Annotated in this window: 15 protein-coding genes and 2 pseudogenes; 13 read left to right on the top strand and 4 right to left on the bottom strand. The window is 63.1% G+C overall.

The window, feature by feature from the left end; all coding sequences use genetic code 11:
* Window positions 1-154 precede the first annotated feature (154 nt).
* The 8 genes from ACVWY1_RS10410 to ACVWY1_RS10375 all read left to right on the top strand — a co-directional run bounded on the left by ACVWY1_RS10410 (window position 155) and on the right by ACVWY1_RS10375 (window position 10,446).
* Window positions 155-1,132, top strand: a complete 978-nt coding sequence (locus ACVWY1_RS10410) for a dipeptidase (RefSeq protein ID WP_011536164.1) — start codon at window positions 155-157, stop codon at window positions 1,130-1,132.
* Between the two features lie 77 nt (window positions 1,133-1,209).
* Window positions 1,210-1,740, top strand: coding sequence for a DUF5943 domain-containing protein (locus tag ACVWY1_RS10405; RefSeq protein WP_012316656.1), 531 nt, complete (start codon window positions 1,210-1,212; stop codon window positions 1,738-1,740).
* A 15-nt stretch (window positions 1,741-1,755) separates the two neighbouring features.
* Window positions 1,756-3,816 (top strand): dimethylglycine demethylation protein DgcA, encoded by a 2,061-nt coding sequence (dgcA, locus tag ACVWY1_RS10400; RefSeq protein ID WP_038707195.1) that lies wholly within the window; start codon window positions 1,756-1,758, stop codon window positions 3,814-3,816.
* A 176-nt stretch (window positions 3,817-3,992) separates the two neighbouring features.
* Entirely contained in the window at window positions 3,993-5,945 is a 1,953-nt protein-coding gene (dgcB, locus tag ACVWY1_RS10395; RefSeq protein WP_277502507.1) for a dimethylglycine demethylation protein DgcB, read from the top strand.
* Window positions 5,945-7,177, top strand: coding sequence for an electron transfer flavoprotein subunit alpha (gene etfA, locus ACVWY1_RS10390; protein ID WP_457378229.1), 1,233 nt, complete (start codon window positions 5,945-5,947; stop codon window positions 7,175-7,177). Before dgcB ends, etfA begins: the two co-directional genes overlap by 1 nt.
* A 10-nt stretch (window positions 7,178-7,187) precedes the next feature.
* Complete coding sequence (etfB, locus tag ACVWY1_RS10385) at window positions 7,188-7,958, top strand: electron transfer flavoprotein subunit beta (protein WP_457378228.1); 771 nt, start codon at window positions 7,188-7,190, stop codon at window positions 7,956-7,958.
* 579 nt (window positions 7,959-8,537) lie between these two features.
* On the top strand, window positions 8,538-9,485 hold the full coding sequence (locus ACVWY1_RS10380; protein WP_457378227.1) for an RHS repeat-associated core domain-containing protein: 948 nt from the start codon (window positions 8,538-8,540) through the stop codon (window positions 9,483-9,485).
* Window positions 9,486-9,645: 160 nt separating this feature from the next.
* A complete protein-coding gene (locus ACVWY1_RS10375) occupies window positions 9,646-10,446 on the top strand; it encodes an RHS repeat-associated core domain-containing protein (protein ID WP_457378257.1) in 801 nt (266 codons plus the stop codon).
* A 92-nt stretch (window positions 10,447-10,538) separates the two neighbouring features.
* Here the strand turns inward: ACVWY1_RS10375 and gbcA are convergent, their stop codons facing one another.
* Window positions 10,539-11,831 (bottom strand): glycine-betaine demethylase subunit GbcA, encoded by a 1,293-nt coding sequence (gbcA, locus tag ACVWY1_RS10370; protein WP_102681858.1) that lies wholly within the window; start codon window positions 11,829-11,831, stop codon window positions 10,539-10,541.
* 297 nt (window positions 11,832-12,128) lie between these two features.
* Between gbcA and gbcB the strand changes: the two genes are divergently transcribed.
* Complete coding sequence (gbcB, locus tag ACVWY1_RS10365) at window positions 12,129-13,229, top strand: glycine-betaine demethylase subunit GbcB (protein ID WP_046857453.1); 1,101 nt, start codon at window positions 12,129-12,131, stop codon at window positions 13,227-13,229.
* Window positions 13,230-13,316: 87 nt separating this feature from the next.
* Here gbcB and ACVWY1_RS10360 read toward each other — a convergent pair whose 3' ends face one another.
* Together ACVWY1_RS10360 and ACVWY1_RS10355 are read right to left on the bottom strand one after the other, a co-directional pair.
* The gene (locus ACVWY1_RS10360; RefSeq protein WP_371920989.1) at window positions 13,317-14,180 is read right to left on the bottom strand and encodes a methyl-accepting chemotaxis protein; all 864 of its coding nucleotides are present in this window, start codon (window positions 14,178-14,180) and stop codon (window positions 13,317-13,319) included.
* Window positions 14,172-14,927 (bottom strand): annotated as a pseudogene (locus tag ACVWY1_RS10355) (MCP four helix bundle domain-containing protein); the annotation flags it as partial. The gene ACVWY1_RS10360 and the pseudogene ACVWY1_RS10355, both read right to left, overlap by 9 nt.
* A 291-nt stretch (window positions 14,928-15,218) precedes the next feature.
* On the opposite strand from ACVWY1_RS10355, the gene ACVWY1_RS10350 reads away from it, so the two are divergent.
* The 4 genes and pseudogenes from ACVWY1_RS10350 to ACVWY1_RS10335 all read left to right on the top strand — a co-directional run bounded on the left by ACVWY1_RS10350 (window position 15,219) and on the right by ACVWY1_RS10335 (window position 17,837).
* Complete coding sequence (locus ACVWY1_RS10350) at window positions 15,219-15,449, top strand: hypothetical protein (protein WP_102681859.1); 231 nt, start codon at window positions 15,219-15,221, stop codon at window positions 15,447-15,449.
* Window positions 15,446-15,748, top strand: coding sequence for a cell division protein ZapA (locus tag ACVWY1_RS10345; RefSeq protein WP_023630184.1), 303 nt, complete (start codon window positions 15,446-15,448; stop codon window positions 15,746-15,748). The genes ACVWY1_RS10350 and ACVWY1_RS10345 overlap by 4 nt, the downstream gene beginning before the upstream one ends.
* A gap of 58 nt (window positions 15,749-15,806) precedes the next feature.
* Window positions 15,807-16,973 (top strand): annotated as a pseudogene (locus tag ACVWY1_RS10340) (cache domain-containing protein); the annotation flags it as partial.
* Window positions 16,974-17,099: 126 nt separating this feature from the next.
* Window positions 17,100-17,837: a methyl-accepting chemotaxis protein gene (locus tag ACVWY1_RS10335; RefSeq protein WP_457378256.1), complete on the top strand. Its 738-nt coding sequence runs from the start codon at window positions 17,100-17,102 to the stop codon at window positions 17,835-17,837.
* Window positions 17,838-17,907: 70 nt separating this feature from the next.
* Here the strand turns inward: ACVWY1_RS10335 and ACVWY1_RS10330 are convergent, their stop codons facing one another.
* On the bottom strand, window positions 17,908-18,948 hold the full coding sequence (locus ACVWY1_RS10330; protein WP_457378226.1) for a threonine aldolase family protein: 1,041 nt from the start codon (window positions 18,946-18,948) through the stop codon (window positions 17,908-17,910).
* Window positions 18,949-19,093: the final 145 nt, after the last annotated feature.

Genomic DNA, 19,093 nt, shown 5'->3' with positions numbered 1-19,093 from the left:
GGCGCGTTAGAGCGTGCCAGGTCGGCCATTGACGCTTTCGGCAAACCCCCTGTCGTTTTTGCATCGGGGCGCCTCGAGCCGCAGGCATATGCTGGCCCCAAAGCGTCGGCACAAGGTTCGGCGCCAGCAAACTTCTATAAAAGGGGACAGCCTGATGAGCCCAGCCGAACTTCACGCCGACAGCATCGTCATCGACGGCCTGATCATTGCCAAATGGAACCGCGAGCTGTTCGAGGACATGCGCAAGGGCGGGCTGACCGCGGCCAACTGCACGGTGTCGGTGTGGGAGGGCTTCAAGGCCACCGTCGACAATATCGCTTCCAGCCAGAAGCTGATCCGCGAAAACAGCGACCTGGTGATGCCGGTGCGCACCACCGCCGACATCCGCAAGGCCAAGGAACTGGGCAAGACCGGCATCCTCTTCGGCTTCCAGAACGCCCACGCGTTCGAGGACCAGATCGCCTACGTCGACGTGTTCAAGCAACTGGGCGTGGGTATCGTGCAGATGTGCTACAACACCCAGAACCTGGTCGGCACCGGCTGCTACGAGCGTGACGGCGGGCTGTCGGGCTTCGGCCGCGAAATCGTCGCCGAGATGAACCGCGTCGGCATCATGTGCGACCTGTCCCATGTCGGTTCGAAAACCTCCGAGGAGGTCATCCTCGAATCGAAGAAGCCGGTCTGCTATTCCCACTGCCTGCCCTCGGGCCTCAAGGAACATCCGCGCAACAAGTCCGACGCAGAGCTGAAGTTCATCGCCGACCACGGCGGCTTCGTCGGTGTGACCATGTTCGCGCCGTTCCTGGCCAAAGGCATCGACTCGACCATCGACGACTACGCCGAGGCCATCGAGTACACCATGAACATCGTCGGTGAAGACGCCATCGGCATCGGTACCGACTTCACCCAGGGCCACGGCCAGGACTTCTTCGAGTACCTCACGCACGACAAGGGCTACGCCCGGCGCCTGACGAACTTCGGCAAGATCATCAACCCGCTGGGCATCCGCACCGTCGGCGAGTTCCCCAACCTGACCGAGACGCTGCTCAAGCGCGGCCATTCCGAGCGCGTGGTGCGCAAGATCATGGGCGAAAACTGGGTCAACGTGTTGAAAGACGTCTGGGGCGAGTAAGCCGCTCTCCAAGCCTGAAAGCCCTTGCCAGCAACGCCGGGGCACCCAAACAAAAAATTTTATGGAGTTGAGTTTCCATGGCCAAGATCGCCCCGCAATTGCCAATCGAAGTCGACAGCGAGACCGGTGTCTGGACCAGCGACGCCCTGCCGATGCTGTACGTGCCGCGGCATTTCTTCGTCAATAACCACATGGGCATCGAGGAAGTGCTGGGTGCCGACGCCTACGCCGAGATCCTCTACAAGGCCGGCTACAAGTCCGCCTGGCACTGGTGCGAGAAAGAGGCCGAGTGCCATGGCCTGGAAGGGGTGGCGGTGTTCGAGCACTACATGAAGCGGCTGAGCCAGCGTGGCTGGGGCCTGTTCGAGATCCAGGATATCGACCTGGATAAAGGCACCTGCAGCGTCAAGCTCAAGCACTCGGCGTTCGTGTACGTGTACGGCAAGTGCGGCCGCAAGGTCGACTACATGTTCACCGGCTGGTTCGCCGGCGCCATGGACCAGATTCTCGCCGCTCGCGGCAGCTCGATCCGCACCGTGGCCGAGCAGGTCTACGGCGGGTCGGAAGAAGGCCACGAAGATGGCCTGTTCGTTACAAAGCCGTTGTAAGCCGGAGATAGCGTCATGGCCTTCGAAGCAATGTTCCAGCCGATCCAGATCGGCAAGCTGACCATCCGCAACCGCGTGCTCAGCACCGCGCACGCCGAGGTATATGCCACCGACGGCGGCATGACCACCGACCGCTATGTGAAGTACTACGAAGAGAAGGCCAAGGGCGGCATCGGCCTGGCGATCTGCGGCGGCTCGTCGGTGGTGGCCATCGACAGCCCGCAGGAGTGGTGGGCCTCGGTCAACCTGTCCACCGACCGCATCATCCCGCACTTCCAGAACCTCGCCGACGCCATGCACAAGCATGGTGCCAAGATCATGATCCAGATTACCCACATGGGCCGGCGCTCGCGCTGGGACGGCTTCAACTGGCCCACGCTGATGTCGCCATCGGGCATTCGTGAACCGGTGCACCGCGCCACCTGCAAGACCATCGAGGTGGAAGAGATCTGGCGGGTGATCGGCAACTACGCCCAGGCTGCGCGTCGGGCCAAGGAGGGCGGCCTGGACGGCGTCGAGCTGTCGGCCGTGCACCAGCACATGATCGACCAGTTCTGGAGCCCACGGGTCAACAAGCGTACAGACGAATGGGGCGGCACCTTCGAAGGGCGCATGAAGTTCGGCCTGGAAGTGCTCAAGGCCGTGCGCAAGGAAGTCGGTGACGATTTCTGCGTGGGCATGCGCATCTGCGGTGACGAGTTCCATCCCGATGGCCTCAGCCACGAGGACATGAAGCAGATCGCCGCGTACTACGACGCCACCGGCATGCTCGATTTCATCGGCGTGGTCGGCTCGGGCTGTGACACCCACAACACCCTGGCCAACGTCATCCCCAACATGAGCTACCCGCCGGAGCCGTTCCTGCACCTGGCGGCCGGCATCAAGGAAGTGGTCAAGGTTCCGGTGCTGCACGCGCAGAACATCAAGGACCCGAACCAGGCCACGCGCATTCTCGAAGGCGGCTACGTGGACATGGTTGGCATGACCCGCGCGCACATGGCCGACCCGCACCTGATCGCCAAGATCAAGATGGGCCAGATCGACCAGATCAAGCAGTGCGTCGGTGCCAACTACTGCATCGATCGCCAGTACCAGGGCCTGGATGTGCTGTGCATCCAGAATGCGGCCACCTCCCGCGAATACCTGGGCGTGCCGCACATCATCGAGAAGACCACCGGGGTCAAGCGCAAGGTGGTGGTGGTTGGCGCAGGCCCCGCCGGTATGGAGGCGGCCCGCGTGGCAGCCGAACGTGGTCACGACGTGACCCTGTTCGAGAAGAAGGAGCAGATTGGCGGGCAGATCACCATCGCCGCCAAGGCCCCGCAGCGTGACCAGATTGCCGGTATCACCCGCTGGTACCAGCTGGAGCTGGCACGTCTGAAGGTCGACCTGCGCCTGGGGACTGCCGCCGACGTGGCGACCATCCAGGACCTGCGCCCGGATGTGATCGTGCTGGCGGTGGGTGGGCACTCGTTCCTTGAACAGAACGAGCACTGGGGCGCTGCCGAAGGCCTGGTGGTCAGCAGCTGGGATGTGCTCGACGGCAAGGTCGCGCCGGGCAAGAACGTGCTGGTGTACGACACCATCTGTGAGTTCACCGGCATGTCGGTGGCCGACTTCATTGCCGACAAGGGCAGCCAGGTCGAGATCGTCACTGACGACATCAAGCCGGGCGTGGCCATGGGCGGCACCACCTTCCCGACCTACTACCGCAGCATGTACCCGAAAGAAGTGATCATGACCGGCGACATGATGCTGGAAAAGGTCTACCGCGAAGGCGACAAGCTGGTGGCGGTGCTCGAGAACGAGTACACCGGCGCCAAGGAAGAACGGGTGGTTGACCAGGTGGTGGTGGAAAACGGTGTGCGTCCCGACGAGCAGCTGTACTACGCGCTCAAGGACGGCTCGCGCAACAAGGGCCAGATCGACGTCGAGGCGCTGTTCGCCATCAAGCCGCAGCCGATCCTCAGCCAGCCGGGCGAGGGCTACCTGCTGTACCGCATCGGCGACTGCGTGGCCCAGCGCAACGTGCATGCGGCGATCTACGACGCCTTGCGGCTGTGCAAGGATTTCTGAGCCCAGGACCAACGCGGTTCCTGTACGGAGAACACGGTGGGAGCGGGCTTGCCCCGCGATAGCGTCAGCAGGTGCAACCTGATTGGCCGATCGGACGCTATCGCGGGGCAAGCCCGCTCCCACCGACCTCTCCCACAGGGACCGGCGCACGCTTACCGCTGTTGTGGGAGCCTCCCATGTTGAACACCCTTCTACCCATCCTGCTGTTCACCGCCCTCGCCTTGGCGGTGCTCGGCGCCCTGCGCCGGGTGCGCATGTGGCGGCGCGGGCGGCCGAGCAAGGTTGACCTGCTTGGTGGCCTGCTGGCCATGCCACGGCGCTACCTGGTGGATCTGCACCATGTGGTCGAGCGCGACAAGTACATGTCCAAGACCCACGTGGCCACCGCTGGCGGCTTCGTGCTCTCGGCCGTGCTGGCGATCCTGGTGCATGGCTTTGGCCTGCACAGCAAGATCCTCGGTTACGCCTTGCTGGTGGCCACGGTGATCATGTTCAGTGGCGCCCTGTTTGTCTTCAAACGCCGGCTGGACCCGCCCTCCCGGCTGTCCAAGGGCCCGTGGATGCGCCTGCCCAAGAGCCTGCTGATGTTCGCGGCGAGCTTCTTCATTGCCACCTTGCCGGTGGCGGGGATCCTGCCTGAAGGCACGGGCGGCTGGGTACTGGTCGCACTGCTGGGTGTCGGCGTGCTGTGGGGCGTGTCCGAGCTGTTTTTCGGCATGACGTGGGGCGGGCCGATGAAGCACGCCTTCGCCGGCGCCCTGCACCTGGCCTGGCACCGCCGCGCCGAGCGCTTTGGCGGTGGCCGCTCCACGGGCCTCAAGCCGCTGGACCTGGAAGACCCGAATGCGCCGCTGGGCGTGGAAAAGCCGGTGGATTTCACCTGGAACCAGTTGCTCGGTTTCGACGCCTGCGTGCAGTGCGGCAAATGCGAGGCCATGTGCCCGGCGTTCGCCGCTGGCCAGCCGCTGAACCCGAAGAAACTGATCCAGGACATGGTCATCGGCCTGGCCGGTGGCACCGACGCGCGGTTCGCCGGCAGCCCGTACCCGGGCAAGCCGATCGGCGAGCATGGCGGCCACCCGCACCAGCCGATCGTCAACGGCCTGGTGGATGCCGAGACGCTGTGGTCGTGCACGACTTGCCGCGCCTGCGTCGAGGAATGCCCGATGATGATCGAGCACGTCGATGCCATCGTCGACATGCGCCGCCATCTGACCCTGGAAAAGGGCGCCACGCCGAACAAGGGCGCCGAGGTGCTGGACAACCTGATCGCCACCGACAACCCCGGCGGCTTCGCCCCCGGCGGGCGGATGAACTGGGCGGCCGACCTCAACCTGCAGCTGCTCTCAGAGGTGAAAACCACCGAGGTACTGTTCTGGGTGGGCGATGGCGCCTTCGACATGCGCAACCAGCGCACCCTGCGCGCCTTCGTCAAAGTGCTCAAGGCGTCCGGCGTCGACTTCGCCGTGCTCGGCCTGGAAGAGCGAGACAGCGGTGACGTGGCGCGCCGCCTGGGCGATGAAGCGACCTTCCAGCAGCTGGCCAAGCGCAATATCCAGACCCTGGCCAAATACCAGTTCCAGCGCATCGTCACCTGCGACCCACACAGTTTCCATGTACTCAAGAACGAATACGGCGCCCTTGGCGGCGAGTACCAGGTGCAGCACCACAGCACCTACATCGCCGAACTGATCGCCGCCGGCAAGCTCAACCTCGGCCAGCACAAGGGCGGTAGCGTGACCTATCACGATCCCTGCTACCTGGGCCGCTACAACGGCGAGTACCAAGCCCCGCGCGACGTGCTCAAGGCCCTCGGTATCGAGGTACGCGAAATGCAGCGCTCGGGCTTCCGTTCCCGCTGCTGTGGCGGAGGCGGCGGTGCGCCGATCACCGATATCCCCGGCAAGCAGCGTATCCCCGACATGCGCATGGACGATATCCGCGAAACCGAAGCGGAGCTGGTGGCCGTGGGCTGCCCGCAGTGCACGGCGATGCTCGAAGGCGTGGTCGAACCGCGCCCACAGATCAAGGACCTGGCCGAGCTGGTCGCCGATGTACTGATCGAAGATGAGGCCCCCGCCAGCGCAAAGTCGCCAGCGGCCAAACGTGAACCTGCGGAGGTGCACTGATGAGCGACATCATCCGCCGCGACCCACGCGCCGAGTGGATCGCCCGTAACCGCCTGCACCCGCTGCATGCGGCCATGCAGACGCAACAAACCAGCTGGATGGGCCCCAATGGGCTGATGCGCAAGAATCCCCATGCGATTGCTGCCGGCTTCATCGGCCCCAACGGCCTCAAGCGCATCGACCGCAGCGGCGCCCAGCAGGGCACCAGTGTCGGCGGCCGGCGCACAGCAGCTGCCGAAGTGCAGTTGCCGCTGCACAGCGTGGCTGCGCCTGCGTTCTATATCGCCGTGGTACCGGACATGGTCGGCGGTCGTCTCGGCAGCCACGACCGCGACCTGCTGGGCCTGGCCCACAGCCTCGCCGGTAACGACGGCGCAGTGCTGGCAATAGTGTTCGGCGAACACAAGGAAACCAACTTTTCCACAGCCGGTGTCGACCGCCTGCTGGTCATCGAGGGTGAGGCCTTCGAGGGTTATGCACCGGAACAGCTGGTCCAGGGCCTACGGGCTGTGGATAACCAGTTCACTCCACGCCACTGGTTGTTGCCTGACAGCCGAAGCGGTGGCGGCGAACTGGGCCGACGCTTTGGCGCGGCCCTGGGTGAACGCCCGGCGACGCGGGTGTGGCAGGTCAAGGATGGCCAGTGCATCGGCCGTGCTGGCGCAGGCCAGCAGGATATCCAGCGCGCCACGCCACGCTTGATCCTGGCCGCCGCCGAATGCGCCGAGCCGGTAAGCGAGACTCGCCATGAAGCCCTGCCGGTGGAGTTGTCCACAGGCGTGGCACGCAGCTTGTCGCGCATCGAAGACCTTGGCTCGGTGGCCGTGGACCCGGCCGCCATCGCCATGGCCGAGGCCGAGTTCATCGTCTCCGGCGGCAACGGTGTCAAGGACTGGGACCTATACCATCGGGCCACGGCGGCGCTTGGCGCTACAGAGGGTGCCTCGCGGGTGGCAGTGGACGATGGCTTCATGCCGCGCAACCGCCAGGTCGGCGCCACCGGCACCTGGGTCACGGCGCGGGTCTACGTGGCTGTGGGTATCTCCGGCGCCATCCAGCACCTGCAGGGCATCGGCGCCTGCGACAAGGTGGTGGCAATCAACATGGACCCGGGCTGCGACATGATCAAACGGGCTGACCTGTCGGTGATTGGCGACAGCTCGGCAATTCTCCAGGCTCTGATCGAGGCTGTGGACAACTTCCGCAGCGGCGGCCAGCGCGATGCAGCATAGGGGCACAAGCATGAGTACCAAAGTCATCAGCCTGGTTTCCATCGGTGCCCACCCCAGCTCCGGCCGCGCCCGACGCGCCGAGCAGGATGCCCGTGCCGTCGAACTGGGCTTGCAACTGGCTGGGGATAACTTGCAGGTGGTGCATGCTGGCGATCCTCGTGAAGAGGCGCTGCGTGCCTACTTGGGCATGGGGCTGGATCATCTGGATGTGCTGGAACAGCCTACTGGCGCCGATGTATTGGGTGTGCTTGGCGACTATCTACGCGATGCGGGTGCCCAACTGGTGCTGACCGGCAGCCAGGCGGAAACCGGCGAGGGCTCCGGCATGCTGCCGTTCCTGCTGGCCGAGAAACTGGGCTGGCCGCTGGTGGTGGGGTTGGCCGAGGTCGAGTCCATCGAAAACGGCACTGCCCAGGTGCTGCAGGCCTTACCTCGGGGGCAGCGGCGCCGTCTGAAGGTGCGCCTGCCGTTGCTGGCGACTGTGGACAACGCCGCACCCAAGCCACGGCAGTCAGCCTTTGGCCCGGCAAGGCGTGGGGTGCTGGCGGCAAGCACTGTGGAGGTCTTGGAAGACACTGTGCTGGCCGAAGATGCCCTGCAACCGGCCCGCCCACGGCCGAAGCGCCTCAAGGTGATCAAGGCCAAAAGTGGGGCAGACCGCATGAAGGCCGCCACGGCCAAGGCCAGTGGCGGGGGCGGCAAGGTGCTTAAGGACGTTTCTCCACAGGAAGGAGCCGAGGCCATTCTCAAGTTGCTGATGGAGGAGGGGGTGCTGCGCTGAAGTCGGTGCGGCACCAGGGATGATTGATTATGTGGTGGGAACAGGTCTGCTCGCAGTTCTGCTATGTGGATAAGTTCACTAGAGTCATTGGGACTTCAGCTCTTACCCACGAAATCTGTTTGCCAACATGTGGATAAATTGTTTGCGCTTCTCTACAGCCCTTGCACGGTATAGCCTCCAAGGAATTGAACAATATTTGTGCAATTAATGGGCGTCGGCTAATCCGATATTTCTACCATTTACGCACAGTTGCTGTTGGCAGGGCTGTGGATAACATGTTCAGGCATCACTCCAGCCCCCTGGACACAGGGCCTTCGAGCAATTGATCGAAAAACGTACAGTCGTGGGAGACGCCTCTGAGAGCCACGCAATGCATCGCGCCAAGCGCATGGATGCAAAGGCGCTGACAAGTCAGTTGAGGTTGTCAACAGGGGCGGTGGGTGGAGCTGTGGGTAAACTGGGGAGGTGTGCATTGATCCTTCCAATGATTCTGCCGGCTCGACCTATCACTTTTGACAGGTTCGCATTCCTCATGGCCTTGATAGATTCGTAGGAGCCAACATTTTAAGGGCCCCACGAATGACCGCACCGCTGCTCGCCGGTGACCGTGCGAGAACGCCTCTGGTTATATTTGAGTCGCTCGAGAACCTATCGACTACATACAACCCCTATGGCCATCGTCCGGCCTGCGCTGGGGCCTTGACCTCGGTAACGGGCTTTGTCGGCCAGCCGCGTGACCCTGCTCTAGGGTGGTACTTGCTTGGCAATGGGCATCGGGTTTACAACCCGGTCGTGCGGCGTTTCCATTCGCCTGACCGATTGAGCCCTTTCGCTGAAGGTGGTTTGAATAGCTATGCCTATTGCCAGGGCGATCCCATTAACAGGCATGACCGGGGTGGGCGCCGTAACATGCCTATCACTCCCTCCTCGACGCTGGCGACTACCACACAGGGTGGTTATGGATTCAGCAGTGCGATGAACGACTATGCAGGCGTCCTGCCCTTGGTGGCGGGTGTTGCGGTACTGCTTGCGAGCTGGTGGCTCAAAGAGCCCTTCTCCAGAACGTCCGTGGGGGGAGTTGTAAGCGGGATTGTGGGAGCGGGAATTTACGCTGCTGGACGAACCATGGAGCTTCAAGGCCACCCTTCCGGGGCTGATATAGCGACCGTTGGCGTTACTACGATGAATCTCGCAGGTACGGCAACCACATTCGATGGTCTCAGAAGCATGTGGCGGAACCAGCCTGGGGCACAGAGCGATGTGCAAAGCTTTTCAAGGGGGGGAAGCAGGCCACCCTCGAACGGCTCGAGCCCACCCACAACGCCCACTGATAGCAGCAGCTCAACATCTGGCACTAGACCGCATGGTAGCAGGCAAAATATTGCTGGGGGATTTGGGGGGCTGCTTCAAATAACGGTGCCAGGGTCGGGTAGTGGTTCTTCTACCTCCAGCAACAACCCCGTCGTTTCACCTAGTGACAATATGGTGAATGTTCGTGAACTGGAAAATTTAATCGAAACCATATAGATCTAACTGTCCGGTTCAACTTTGTTCATTTCTCTCATCATGGGGGTACCGGTTCGTGAGCAGCCGCCTACTGACTACCGATCGACTTGAAAGCCCACTTGTTACTTTGGGCTCTTCAAACAACGCCTATCGCACCTACTGTCCGTACGGCCACTTTCGAATGACTCCCGATGCTGCGGCATTGGGCTTCACCGGTCAGCGAATCGAGTCGAACCTGGGTGGCTATCTGCTGGGTAGCTACCGTGTCTACAGCCCGATCCTGATGCGTTTTCTCAGTGCGGACTCATGGAGCCCGTTCGGCGAGGGAGGAGCTAACGCATACGCCTACTGTGCCGGTGATCCCGTTAACCGACGTGATCCGTCTGGCCATGTCATCACTACCTTTGCTCAAGTCGGTCGTATTACGGGCCTGGTCAACAATGCCTTTTCGATTGGCTGGGTCGTGCTCGGCACACCACCGAAGGATAATTTAGGTGTCAATGTAAACCGTGCAATTCTGGGGGGGGCGGCGATTGGCTTGGCAGGTGCGGCGGCTACTTTAGCCGGTGCTCCGGGAGCTCCCGTCGTAGCGGCAGTGGGAACTGCGACCTCTCTCACAGGAAATGTGATCAGGGTAGGCCGGTCTATATTTGGTGAGGATGCGCAACCGGTTCAGCGAGTCACCGAAAACCTGAAGCTTTTGTTTAGAGGAGTGCCGAGAGCGGTACCAGACGCGGAGCTGGGAGGAGGTGATTCGACCGGAAGCATGATTCATCCACCGGTTGAGGGTACTGCTGGCAGCCCTTCTGCGATTTTCACTTACGAGAATGAAGGCGTTCGGCGCAGGAGAAACGCAGAGCGGCGGTCCTCAAGTTCGAGTTCAGGTTCTGGATATGTTGCTGGAGGGAGCTCGGCAAGCACTTCACGTGCTACAACGCCACTCTCTGATGATGTATTCGGTTTCCGGAGCGAAACGAATTGAGAACAGTTCGTTGACACAATCGAATGCTACGGGTTGGTTTAATCAATGGCTGCATTGCAGCCATTGATTAAACCAGGCGTATTGTCAATCGCTCACTGGGCTTGTACTTCTCTTAAGTAAGCCGCTGGCTCCGCCCCCAGATTGTTCAGCAATCGCTGGCTGTACCAATCAATGAAATTGACCACACCAAATTCATAGGTCTTGGAGTACGGACCAGGCTGGTAAGCGGTGGAATTGATGCCCCGCTGGTTCTCCTCCGCCAACCGCCGATCCTGGTCGTTGGTGGCATCCCACACCTTGCGCATCTCTTCAGGGTTGTAATCCACCCCCTCCACCGCATCCTTGTGCACCAGCCACTTGGTGGTGACCATGGTCTCCTGCGCACTGATCGGCCACACGGTGAACACGATCATGTGGTCGCCCATGCAGTGGTTCCACGAATGCGGCAGATGCAGGATGCGCATCGAGCCCAGATCCGGATTCTTGATGCGGCCCATCAGCTTTTTGCACGCCACCTTGCCGTCCATGGTCATCGACACGGTGCCCTTGAGCAGCGGCATGCGCACGATGCGATTACGCAGGCCATGACTCTTGTGCAGGTAGGGGATCTTCTCGGCGTCCCAGGCAGCGGCCGAGGCGGCCACGTGATCCTTGAATTCCTGGCTGGCGCGGGGGTCGTTGGTGTCGTCCCACTCCAGCAGCGTCTTCAACAGCTCCGGGTGCGAGCCGCTGCAGTGGTAGCACTCGCGGTTGTTCTCCAGCACCAGCTTCCAGTTGGCCTTTTCCATCAAGGTGGTCTGCACCGCCACCTTGGTGTTCTCCATGTCGTACGGTTCCATGTAGTGGTCGAGGGTGGCGAGGAACTCGTCGATGGCCGGCGGATTCTCTGCCAGGCTGATGAAGATGTAGCCTCCGGCCACCTTCACATTCACAGGCTTGAGCCCGTACTGGTTCATGTCGAAGTCGGCGCCCATCTCGGTGCCGGCGAACAGCAGGCGGCCATCGAGTTCGTAGGTCCACTGGTGATAGTGGCAGACCAGCTTGGCCACCTTGCCTTTGTCGCTGACGCACAGGCGCGAGCCGCGGTGGCGGCAGACGTTGTGGAAGGCATGCACCTTACCTTCGGCACCGCGTATCACGATGATCGGGTTCTTGCCGATCTGCAGGGTGATGTAGTTGCCCTTGGTCGGGATCTCGCAAACCATGCCGGCGATCAGCCACTCCTTGTGGAAGATCTCCTGCATGTCGATCTGGAACAGGCGCTCATCGCAGTAGAACGGTTGCGGCAGCGAGTAGGTGCGCTCGCGGGTCTGCAGCATCTCGGCGGTGGCCTTGCGTGCAGGTTCCAGTGGATCGCCCAGGCTCAGGGTTGCGGTGACGTCCATCGTGTGGTCCTCGTGGCCGCGTGCGGCCGGCTGAAGTGGCTAATCGTTGTTGTAGTGCCGCAAGGCTGTTCTTCGGGATAAACAGCGTGTTGTTTTGCCGAGGAGTGTGCGTCCGGGCAGGGAAAGGACCATATCCACGGGCGACATGGCCGCATCGAATTCCGACGCGCCAGCCCTTGTAGCGCGGGGCTGGTCGCGATAAGCACGCCGATGTCGCGGATGGGAATGTACGCAGGCGGCGCTATGCGCATTATCGGAGCCATAAGAAAGGCCGACAGTCGGCTGCTGGAGATGAACATGTCCGATACCTTCCTCAATCCGGTTACCACCCAGACCTGGGCCAATGGCCGCCACATCGTGCGCTGCGTCAAGGTCATCCAGGAAACCTGGGACGTGCGCACCTTCTGCTTCATGGCCGACCAGCCGATCATGTTCTTCTTCAAGCCCGGGCAGTTCGTCACCCTGGAGCTGGAGATCGAAGGCAAGCCGGTGATGCGTTCGTACACCATCTCCAGCTCGCCGTCAGTGCCTTACAGCTTCTCGATCACCGTCAAGCGCGTACCGGGCGGGCTGGTGTCGAACTTCCTTCACGACACCATGCACGAAGGCGCCGAGCTGCCGGTGCACGGGCCGGTGGGGCTGTTCAACGCCATCGACTTCCCGGCCGGCAAGACGCTGTACCTGTCCGGCGGCGTGGGCATCACCCCGGTGATGTCCATGGCGCGCTGGTTCTACGACACCAACGCCAATGTCGACATGGTCTTCGTGCACAGCGCCCGCTCGCCGAAAGACATCATCTACCACCGTGAGCTGGAGCAGATGGCCTCGCGCATCCCCAACTTCAGCCTGCATATCATTTGCGAGAAGCATGGGCTGGGCGAGCCGTGGGCGGGTTATCGCGGCTACTTGAACCAGCGGTTGATGGAGCTGATCGCCCCGGACTACCTCGAGCGCACCATATTCTGCTGCGGCCCCACGCCCTACATGAGCGCGGTCAAGCGCATGCTCGAAGCGGTCGGCTTCGACATGAAGAACTACCACGAGGAATCGTTCGGCGCGACGCCGCCTGAAGCCAAGGCCGACGCGGTGGAGCACGCCGAAGCGGCGGCCGATGCACCGGAAGTGGATGTGGCAGATCTGAATCTGGTGGAGTTCGTCGGCAGCGACAAGAGCATCCGCGTGGCCCCGGGCGAGACCGTGCATGCGGCGGCGGCCAAGGTCGGGCTGATGATCCCCAAGGCCTGCGGCATGGGTATCTGCGGCACCTGCAAGGTACTCAAGCTCGGCGGCGAGGTGGAGATGGAGCACAACGGCGGGATCACCGAGGAGGATGAGGCCGAGGGCTACATCCTGTCGTGCTGCAGCGTGCCGAAGGGGGATGTGCGGATCGAGTATTGATCCTCAATCGGAGGCGATCGCGGGGCAAGCCCGCTCCCACGCAGTGAGGCTGGTGGGAGCGGGCTTGCCCCGCGATGCGTTTGAGGATCAGGTGCGGAACCGCGCCACCAACCCGTTCAGATCTACTGCCAGACGGGATAGCTCGGCACTCGCCGCGCTGGTCTGGTGCGCCCCGGTGGCGCTCTGCACCGACAGGTCGTTGATGTTCACCAGGTTGCGGTCCACCTCGCGGGCCACCTGGGCCTGCTCCTCGGCGGCGCTGGCGATCACCAGGTTACGCTCGTTGATCTGCGCCACCGCGCCGGCGATGGTGTCCAGCGCCAGGCCCGCGCCACGGGCGATGTTCAGGGTCGATTCGGCGCGCTCGGTGCTGGTGCGCATCGAGTCCACCGCCTGCTCGGTACCACCCTGGATGCTGCCGATCATCCGCTCGATCTCGCTGGTGGACTGCTGGGTGCGGTGGGCCAGGGCGCGCACTTCGTCGGCAACCACGGCAAAACCACGGCCTGCCTCGCCGGCGCGGGCGGCCTCGATGGCGGCGTTGAGCGCCAGCAGGTTGGTCTGGTCGGCCAGGCCACGGATCACGTCGAGCACCTTGCCGATATCACGGGACTGCTCGGCGAGGTGTGCGATCAGCTTGGCGGTGGCCTGCACATCGCCGCTCATGCGCTCGATGGCGCCCACGGTCTCCAGTACCAGGTCGCGGCCATCGCCGGCCGAACGGCTGGCTTCGCTGGAGGCTTCCGAAGTGCTGACCGCGTTGCGTGCGACTTCTTCGACGGCACTGGTCATCTCGGTAACGGCGGTGGCGGCCTGCTCGATCTCGTTGTTCTGCTGCTGCAGGCCACGGGCGCTTTCGTCGGTCACGCTGTTCAGCTCTTCTGCGGCGGAGGCCAGCTGGGTGGCGGAGCCGGCGATCAGCTGCAGGGTGTCGCGCAGCTTGTCCTGCATCTTGGCCATGGCCTTGAGCAGGCGCGCGGCCTCATCGGTGCCGTCGGCGTGAATGCTGTGGGTCAGGTCGCCTTCGGCGATCTGCTCGGCGGCCTTGAGCGCCTCGTCGATGGGCTTGACGATGCTGCGGGTGAGGAGGAAGGCGAACAGCAAGGTCAGCACCGTGGCCGCCACCAGCAGGCTGATGACCAGGGCGAAGGCGCCGCTGTACTGCTCGGCCGCCTGGGCGTTGGTGGCGCTGGTCTGGTCGGTGTTGATGCGCACCAGCGCGTCCATGACTTTGTTGATCTGCTCGGAGTTGTCCAGCAGGTCGCGGTTGAGCAGGTCACGCAGGGCATCGAGGTCGCCGGCCTGGCTCAGGCTGCGCATGCGCGCCTCGAGCTGGCGGTACTGGTTGAGCAGCAGGCCGTACTGGTCGAAGGCGGCCTTCTCGTCGGCGGCGGTCACCAGCGGCTCGTAGGCGCGGCGCGCCTTGTCGATCTGCGCGTTGCGCTCGTCCAGCAGGCGCAGGGTGTCTTGCTGGGTGGCTGGCTCGCGGTTGAGCAGCAGGCGGTAGGAGAGGGTGCGCAGGCGCAGGTTCAGCGCGGTCAGCTCGTCGAGGGTCTTGATGCTGGGCACGCTGACTTCTTCGATGGTCACGCCGGCCTGGCGGATGTTGCCCATCTGGATCAGCGAGAAGATACCCAGGCCGAGCATCAGCACACCGATCACGGCGAACCCGAGCAACGCGCGGGGCGCGATATTCATATTGCGTAAGGACATGGAGGCGGTTTCCAAGGCAGAAGAGGTGCCGCGATCCATGCGACGGAAGAAGACCTGCCTGCCTATCGGTCGCGACCGACCAGTCTTTAGGCCGACTTGATAAAATTGTGAGGCAGCTAACTATTTTCCTGACCAGCGGTTGACCCAGGTCGGAACAAGGGCGGTGATCCTGGGTCAACCTGAACCCGGCAAACACCTTTTGAATCCGATATTTAATGGCGGGGGCGCAGGTTTTTCCTTATCGTGTGCGCCCTTTGCAACAACCGAGATAGACGCATGTTGGAAACTTCCCTGAATCAACTCGAGCAACTGGTCAGCGACCTGATGCACAAGAACGCACAGCTGGCCGAACAGAACACCAGCCTCAGCCAGGAACTGGCCCAGGCCAAGGAAGAGAACGACAGCCTGCAGTTGTCGCTCATGGAGCAGGAAGAGAAGCACGGCGCCACCGCCGCGCGCATCCAGGCCTTGGTCGAGCGCGCCAGCGCAGGTGTCGTGAACGCATGAGACTGCAAGCGCAGCCGGTCAACGTCGTGTCGATCCTGGGCAACGACTATTCGCTGAAGGCCCCCGAGGGCCAGGAAGAAACCCTGAACCAGGCCGTGCGCATGCTCAATGTCGCCCTGGCCGAGACCAAGCGCAGCTACCCGACCCTGATCGGCGACAAGCTGCTGGTGCTGGCCGCCCTGAACCTGTGCTCCAAGCAGATCGAACTGCAGCGCGAGCACGACCGCACCCTCGAGCGCACCCAGGCGCAGATCGACGCCACGGTCGATGCCATCAGCAAGGCCGTCTCCGACGTCTGACTGACGCCATCGTGCGGCTTCGTGGGAGCGGCGATGCGGCGATCCGACTTGCCCCGCGATGAAGGCGTCCAGCTTGTCGCAGATCACTGGAACAACTGGATACTTAAGTGTATACACTTCCCGAAAAACAATAATTATCGGGGAGTGGCACATGCGCATCTGGCGGCGGAGCATCCAATGGCAATTGATCGCGAGCATGGGCGCCGCCCTGTTGGCGAGTATCCTGGTGGTGGTGGCGATCTACACGGTGGCGCTCAACCGCCTTACCGAGCGCTACCTGGTGGATACGGCCTTGCCGGCCAGTATCGAGGCCATCCGCAACGATATCGAGCGCATGCTCGGCCGCCCGCTGGTGGCGGCCGCGGATATTGCCGGCAACACCCTCCTGCGTGACTGGCTGGCTGCCGGTGAAGACCCCGCCGCTTTGCCGGCGTTCATCGAGTACCTCGACGCCGCCAAGCAGCGCAACCACGCCTTTACCACCCTGTTCGCCTCCACGGTGAGCGGCAACTACTACAACGAAAAAGGCCTGGACCGCACCCTCAGCCGCGCCAACCCCAAGGACAACTGGTTCTACGGCTACATCGACAGCGGCGCCGAACGCATGCTGAACATCGACATCGATGGCTCCACGGGGGAGCTGGCGCTGTTCATCGACTATCGCGTGGAAAAGGCCGGCCAGCTGGTGGGCGTGGCAGGCATGGGCCTGCGCATGACCGAGCTGTCCAAGCTGATCCACGACTTCAGCTTCGGCGAGCACGGCAAGGTGTTCCTGGTGCGCAACGACGGGCTGATCCAGGTCCATCCCGACCAGCAGTTCAGCGGCAAGCGTCAACTTGCCGAGCAACTGGACGTCGAGTCGGCGAAGGCTGTGCTGGTGGGCGGCGAGGGCCTGCGCAGCAGCCGTTTGCAACGTGATGGCGAGGACTACCTGGCCTTGGGCTTGCCCTTGCGCGACCTGAACTGGACGCTGGTGGCCGAAGTGCCGGAAGCCGAGATCTACGCCCAGGCGCGCCAGGCCATCTGGCAGACCTGCCTGATTGGCGGCGGCGTGGCGCTGATCTCGTTGTTGCTGGTGGTGCTGCTGGCGCGCGGGTTGGTGCGGCCGATCCGCCAGGTCACCGCGGCGCTGGTGCAGATCGGCGGCGGCGCGGGCGACCTCAGCCATCGCCTGGACGATGCGCGCCAGGACGAACTGGGTGACCTGGCCCGGGGTTTCAACCGTTTCCTCGACAGCCAGCGCGGTCTGATCGGCGAGGTGCTGCGCACCACCGAACGTCTGCACCAGTCGGTGGAGCAGGTGACCCAGGTGGTGGACAACACCGCCGAGCGCTCGGGCCGCCAGCAGGAAATGACCGAGATGGTCGCCACCGCCGTGCACGAGATGGGCCTTACCGTGCAGGACATCGCCCAGAACGCCGGCTCCGCCGCCCACGCCTCGCAGTCGGCGCGGGACGAGGCCTTGCAGGCGCGGGAAGTGGTGCGCCGCTCCATCCACAACATCGAGGGCATGTCCGGGGAGATTGGCCGCGCTGCCGAGGCCGTGACCCAGCTGGCCGACGAGGTTGCCTCGATCGATGAAGTGCTGGCGGTGATCCGCAGCATCTCCGAGCAGACCAACCTGCTGGCGCTCAACGCCGCCATCGAGGCGGCGCGGGCCGGCGAGATGGGGCGAGGCTTCGCGGTTGTCGCCGATGAAGTGCGCACCTTGGCGCGGCGCACCCAGGTGTCCACCGACGAAGTGCAGCAGATGATCCAGCGCCTCAAGCACGGCGCCGGCACGGCGGTGGCGTCGATGCAGGCCGGGCAAACGGCCACCGGCAACGGTGTCGAGTCGAGCCAGCGCACCGGGACCTCGCTCGGCGCGATCACCGATCAGGTCGAGCGCATCAGCGGCATGAACGAGCAGGTGGCCACCGCCACCGAGGAACAGTCGGCGGTGACCGAGGAGATCAACCGGACGGTCCAGGGCATTTCCGACCTGGCGCGGCAGACAGCCGCCGAGGTGCAGGATTGCCGCGAGGAGTGCCAGGCGCTGCGTGGGCTGGCCGATGACCTGGCGCGGCAGATGGGTGGGTTCAGGCTGTAAAACAATCGCGGGGCAAGCCCGCTCCCACGAAAGTTGCGTGGGAGCGGGCTTGCCCCGCGATTACGGTCTGTCAGGCACCAACGATGGCGCGGATATCCGCCGCCAGTTCACGCACCCGCGCCTCTTCGGTATCCCACGAGCACATGAACCGCGCACCACCGCTACCGATGAAGGTATAGAAACGCCAGCCTTTGTTGCGCAGCGCCTCCAGCGCAGGTTCCGGCATCTGCAGGAACACCCCGTTGGCCTCAACCGGGAACATCAGCTCCACCCCCGGCAGGTCACTCACCAGCGATGCGAGCAACTGCGCGCAGTGGTTGGCGTGCTGGCCATGGCGCATCCACGCGCCGTCTTCGAGCAGCCCGACCCACGGTGCGGACAAGAAGCGCATCTTCGACGCCAGCTGCCCGGCCTGCTTGCAGCGGTAGTCGAAGTCTTCGGCCAGGTCGCGGTTGAAGAACAGGATCGCCTCGCCCACCGCCATGCCGTTCTTGGTGCCACCAAAACACAGCACATCCACGCCAGACTTCCAGGTCAGCTCGGCCGGCGAACAGCCGAGGAACGCGCAGGCATTGGTGAAGCGCGCGCCGTCCATGTGCAGGTTCAGGCCCAGTTCCTTGCAGGTGGCGCTGATCGCCTTGAGCTCGTCGGGGCGGTAGACGGTACCCACTTCGGTGGCTTGGGTAAGGGTCACCACCCGTGGTTTGGGGTAGTGGATGTCCTGGCGCTTGAGCGCCACTTCGCGGATTGACTCGGGGGTGAGCTTGCCGTTGACGCTAGGCGCGGTGAGCAGCTTGGAGCCGTTGGAGAAGAACTCCGGCGCGCCGCATTCGTCGGTCTCGACGTGGGCGGTCTCGGAACAGATCACGCTGTGGTAGCTCTGGCACAGCGAGGCCAGGGCCAGGGAGTTGGCGGCGGTGCCGTTGAAAGCGAAGAACACTTCGCAGTCGGTCTCGAACAACTTGCGGAAGTACTCCGAGGCGCGTTCGGTCCACTGGTCGTCGCCGTAGGCGCGTTCGTGACCCTGGTTGGCCTTTTCCATCGCGGCCCAGGCTTCGGGGCAGATGCCGGAATAGTTGTCGCTGGCGAATTGCTGGTTGTTATTGGTCATGACGCCTGTCCTTTTTACGACGCAGGCACGCACTCTAAACCATCGATTCGGCGGTTGCCTATACAGGCCAACGCTATCCCTGTGGGAGCCGGCTTGCCGGCGATAGCGTCCGCTCAACCAGCGATGGTTCTACGTCTGGCCCCAT

This window comes from Pseudomonas sp. TE6288 (assembly GCF_054062095.1).
Note: the sequence above shows the minus strand (reverse complement) of the source record. Positions and strands in the feature narration are given on the sequence as shown.

Excerpts from the sequence above, each read along its gene's own strand:
- etfA (WP_457378229.1), top strand. The coding sequence starts at position 5,945 with ATGAGCGACATCATCCGCCGCGACCCACGCGCCGAGTGGATCGCCCGT.
- ACVWY1_RS10360 (WP_371920989.1), bottom strand. The coding sequence starts at position 14,180 with ATGCAGGACAAGCTGCGCGACACCCTGCAGCTGATCGCCGGCTCCGCC.
- gbcA (WP_102681858.1), bottom strand. The coding sequence starts at position 11,831 with ATGGACGTCACCGCAACCCTGAGCCTGGGCGATCCACTGGAACCTGCA.
- dgcB (WP_277502507.1), top strand. The coding sequence starts at position 3,993 with ATGTTGAACACCCTTCTACCCATCCTGCTGTTCACCGCCCTCGCCTTG.
- dgcA (WP_038707195.1), top strand. The coding sequence starts at position 1,756 with ATGGCCTTCGAAGCAATGTTCCAGCCGATCCAGATCGGCAAGCTGACC.
- ACVWY1_RS10330 (WP_457378226.1), bottom strand. The coding sequence starts at position 18,948 with ATGACCAATAACAACCAGCAATTCGCCAGCGACAACTATTCCGGCATC.
- ACVWY1_RS10405 (WP_012316656.1), top strand. The coding sequence starts at position 1,210 with ATGGCCAAGATCGCCCCGCAATTGCCAATCGAAGTCGACAGCGAGACC.
- ACVWY1_RS10380 (WP_457378227.1), top strand. The coding sequence starts at position 8,538 with ATGACCGCACCGCTGCTCGCCGGTGACCGTGCGAGAACGCCTCTGGTT.
- ACVWY1_RS10335 (WP_457378256.1), top strand. The coding sequence starts at position 17,100 with ATGACCGAGATGGTCGCCACCGCCGTGCACGAGATGGGCCTTACCGTG.
- ACVWY1_RS10410 (WP_011536164.1), top strand. The coding sequence starts at position 155 with ATGAGCCCAGCCGAACTTCACGCCGACAGCATCGTCATCGACGGCCTG.
- ACVWY1_RS10345 (WP_023630184.1), top strand. The coding sequence starts at position 15,446 with ATGAGACTGCAAGCGCAGCCGGTCAACGTCGTGTCGATCCTGGGCAAC.
- etfB (WP_457378228.1), top strand. The coding sequence starts at position 7,188 with ATGAGTACCAAAGTCATCAGCCTGGTTTCCATCGGTGCCCACCCCAGC.
- ACVWY1_RS10375 (WP_457378257.1), top strand. The coding sequence starts at position 9,646 with ATGACTCCCGATGCTGCGGCATTGGGCTTCACCGGTCAGCGAATCGAG.
- gbcB (WP_046857453.1), top strand. The coding sequence starts at position 12,129 with ATGTCCGATACCTTCCTCAATCCGGTTACCACCCAGACCTGGGCCAAT.
- ACVWY1_RS10350 (WP_102681859.1), top strand. The coding sequence starts at position 15,219 with ATGTTGGAAACTTCCCTGAATCAACTCGAGCAACTGGTCAGCGACCTG.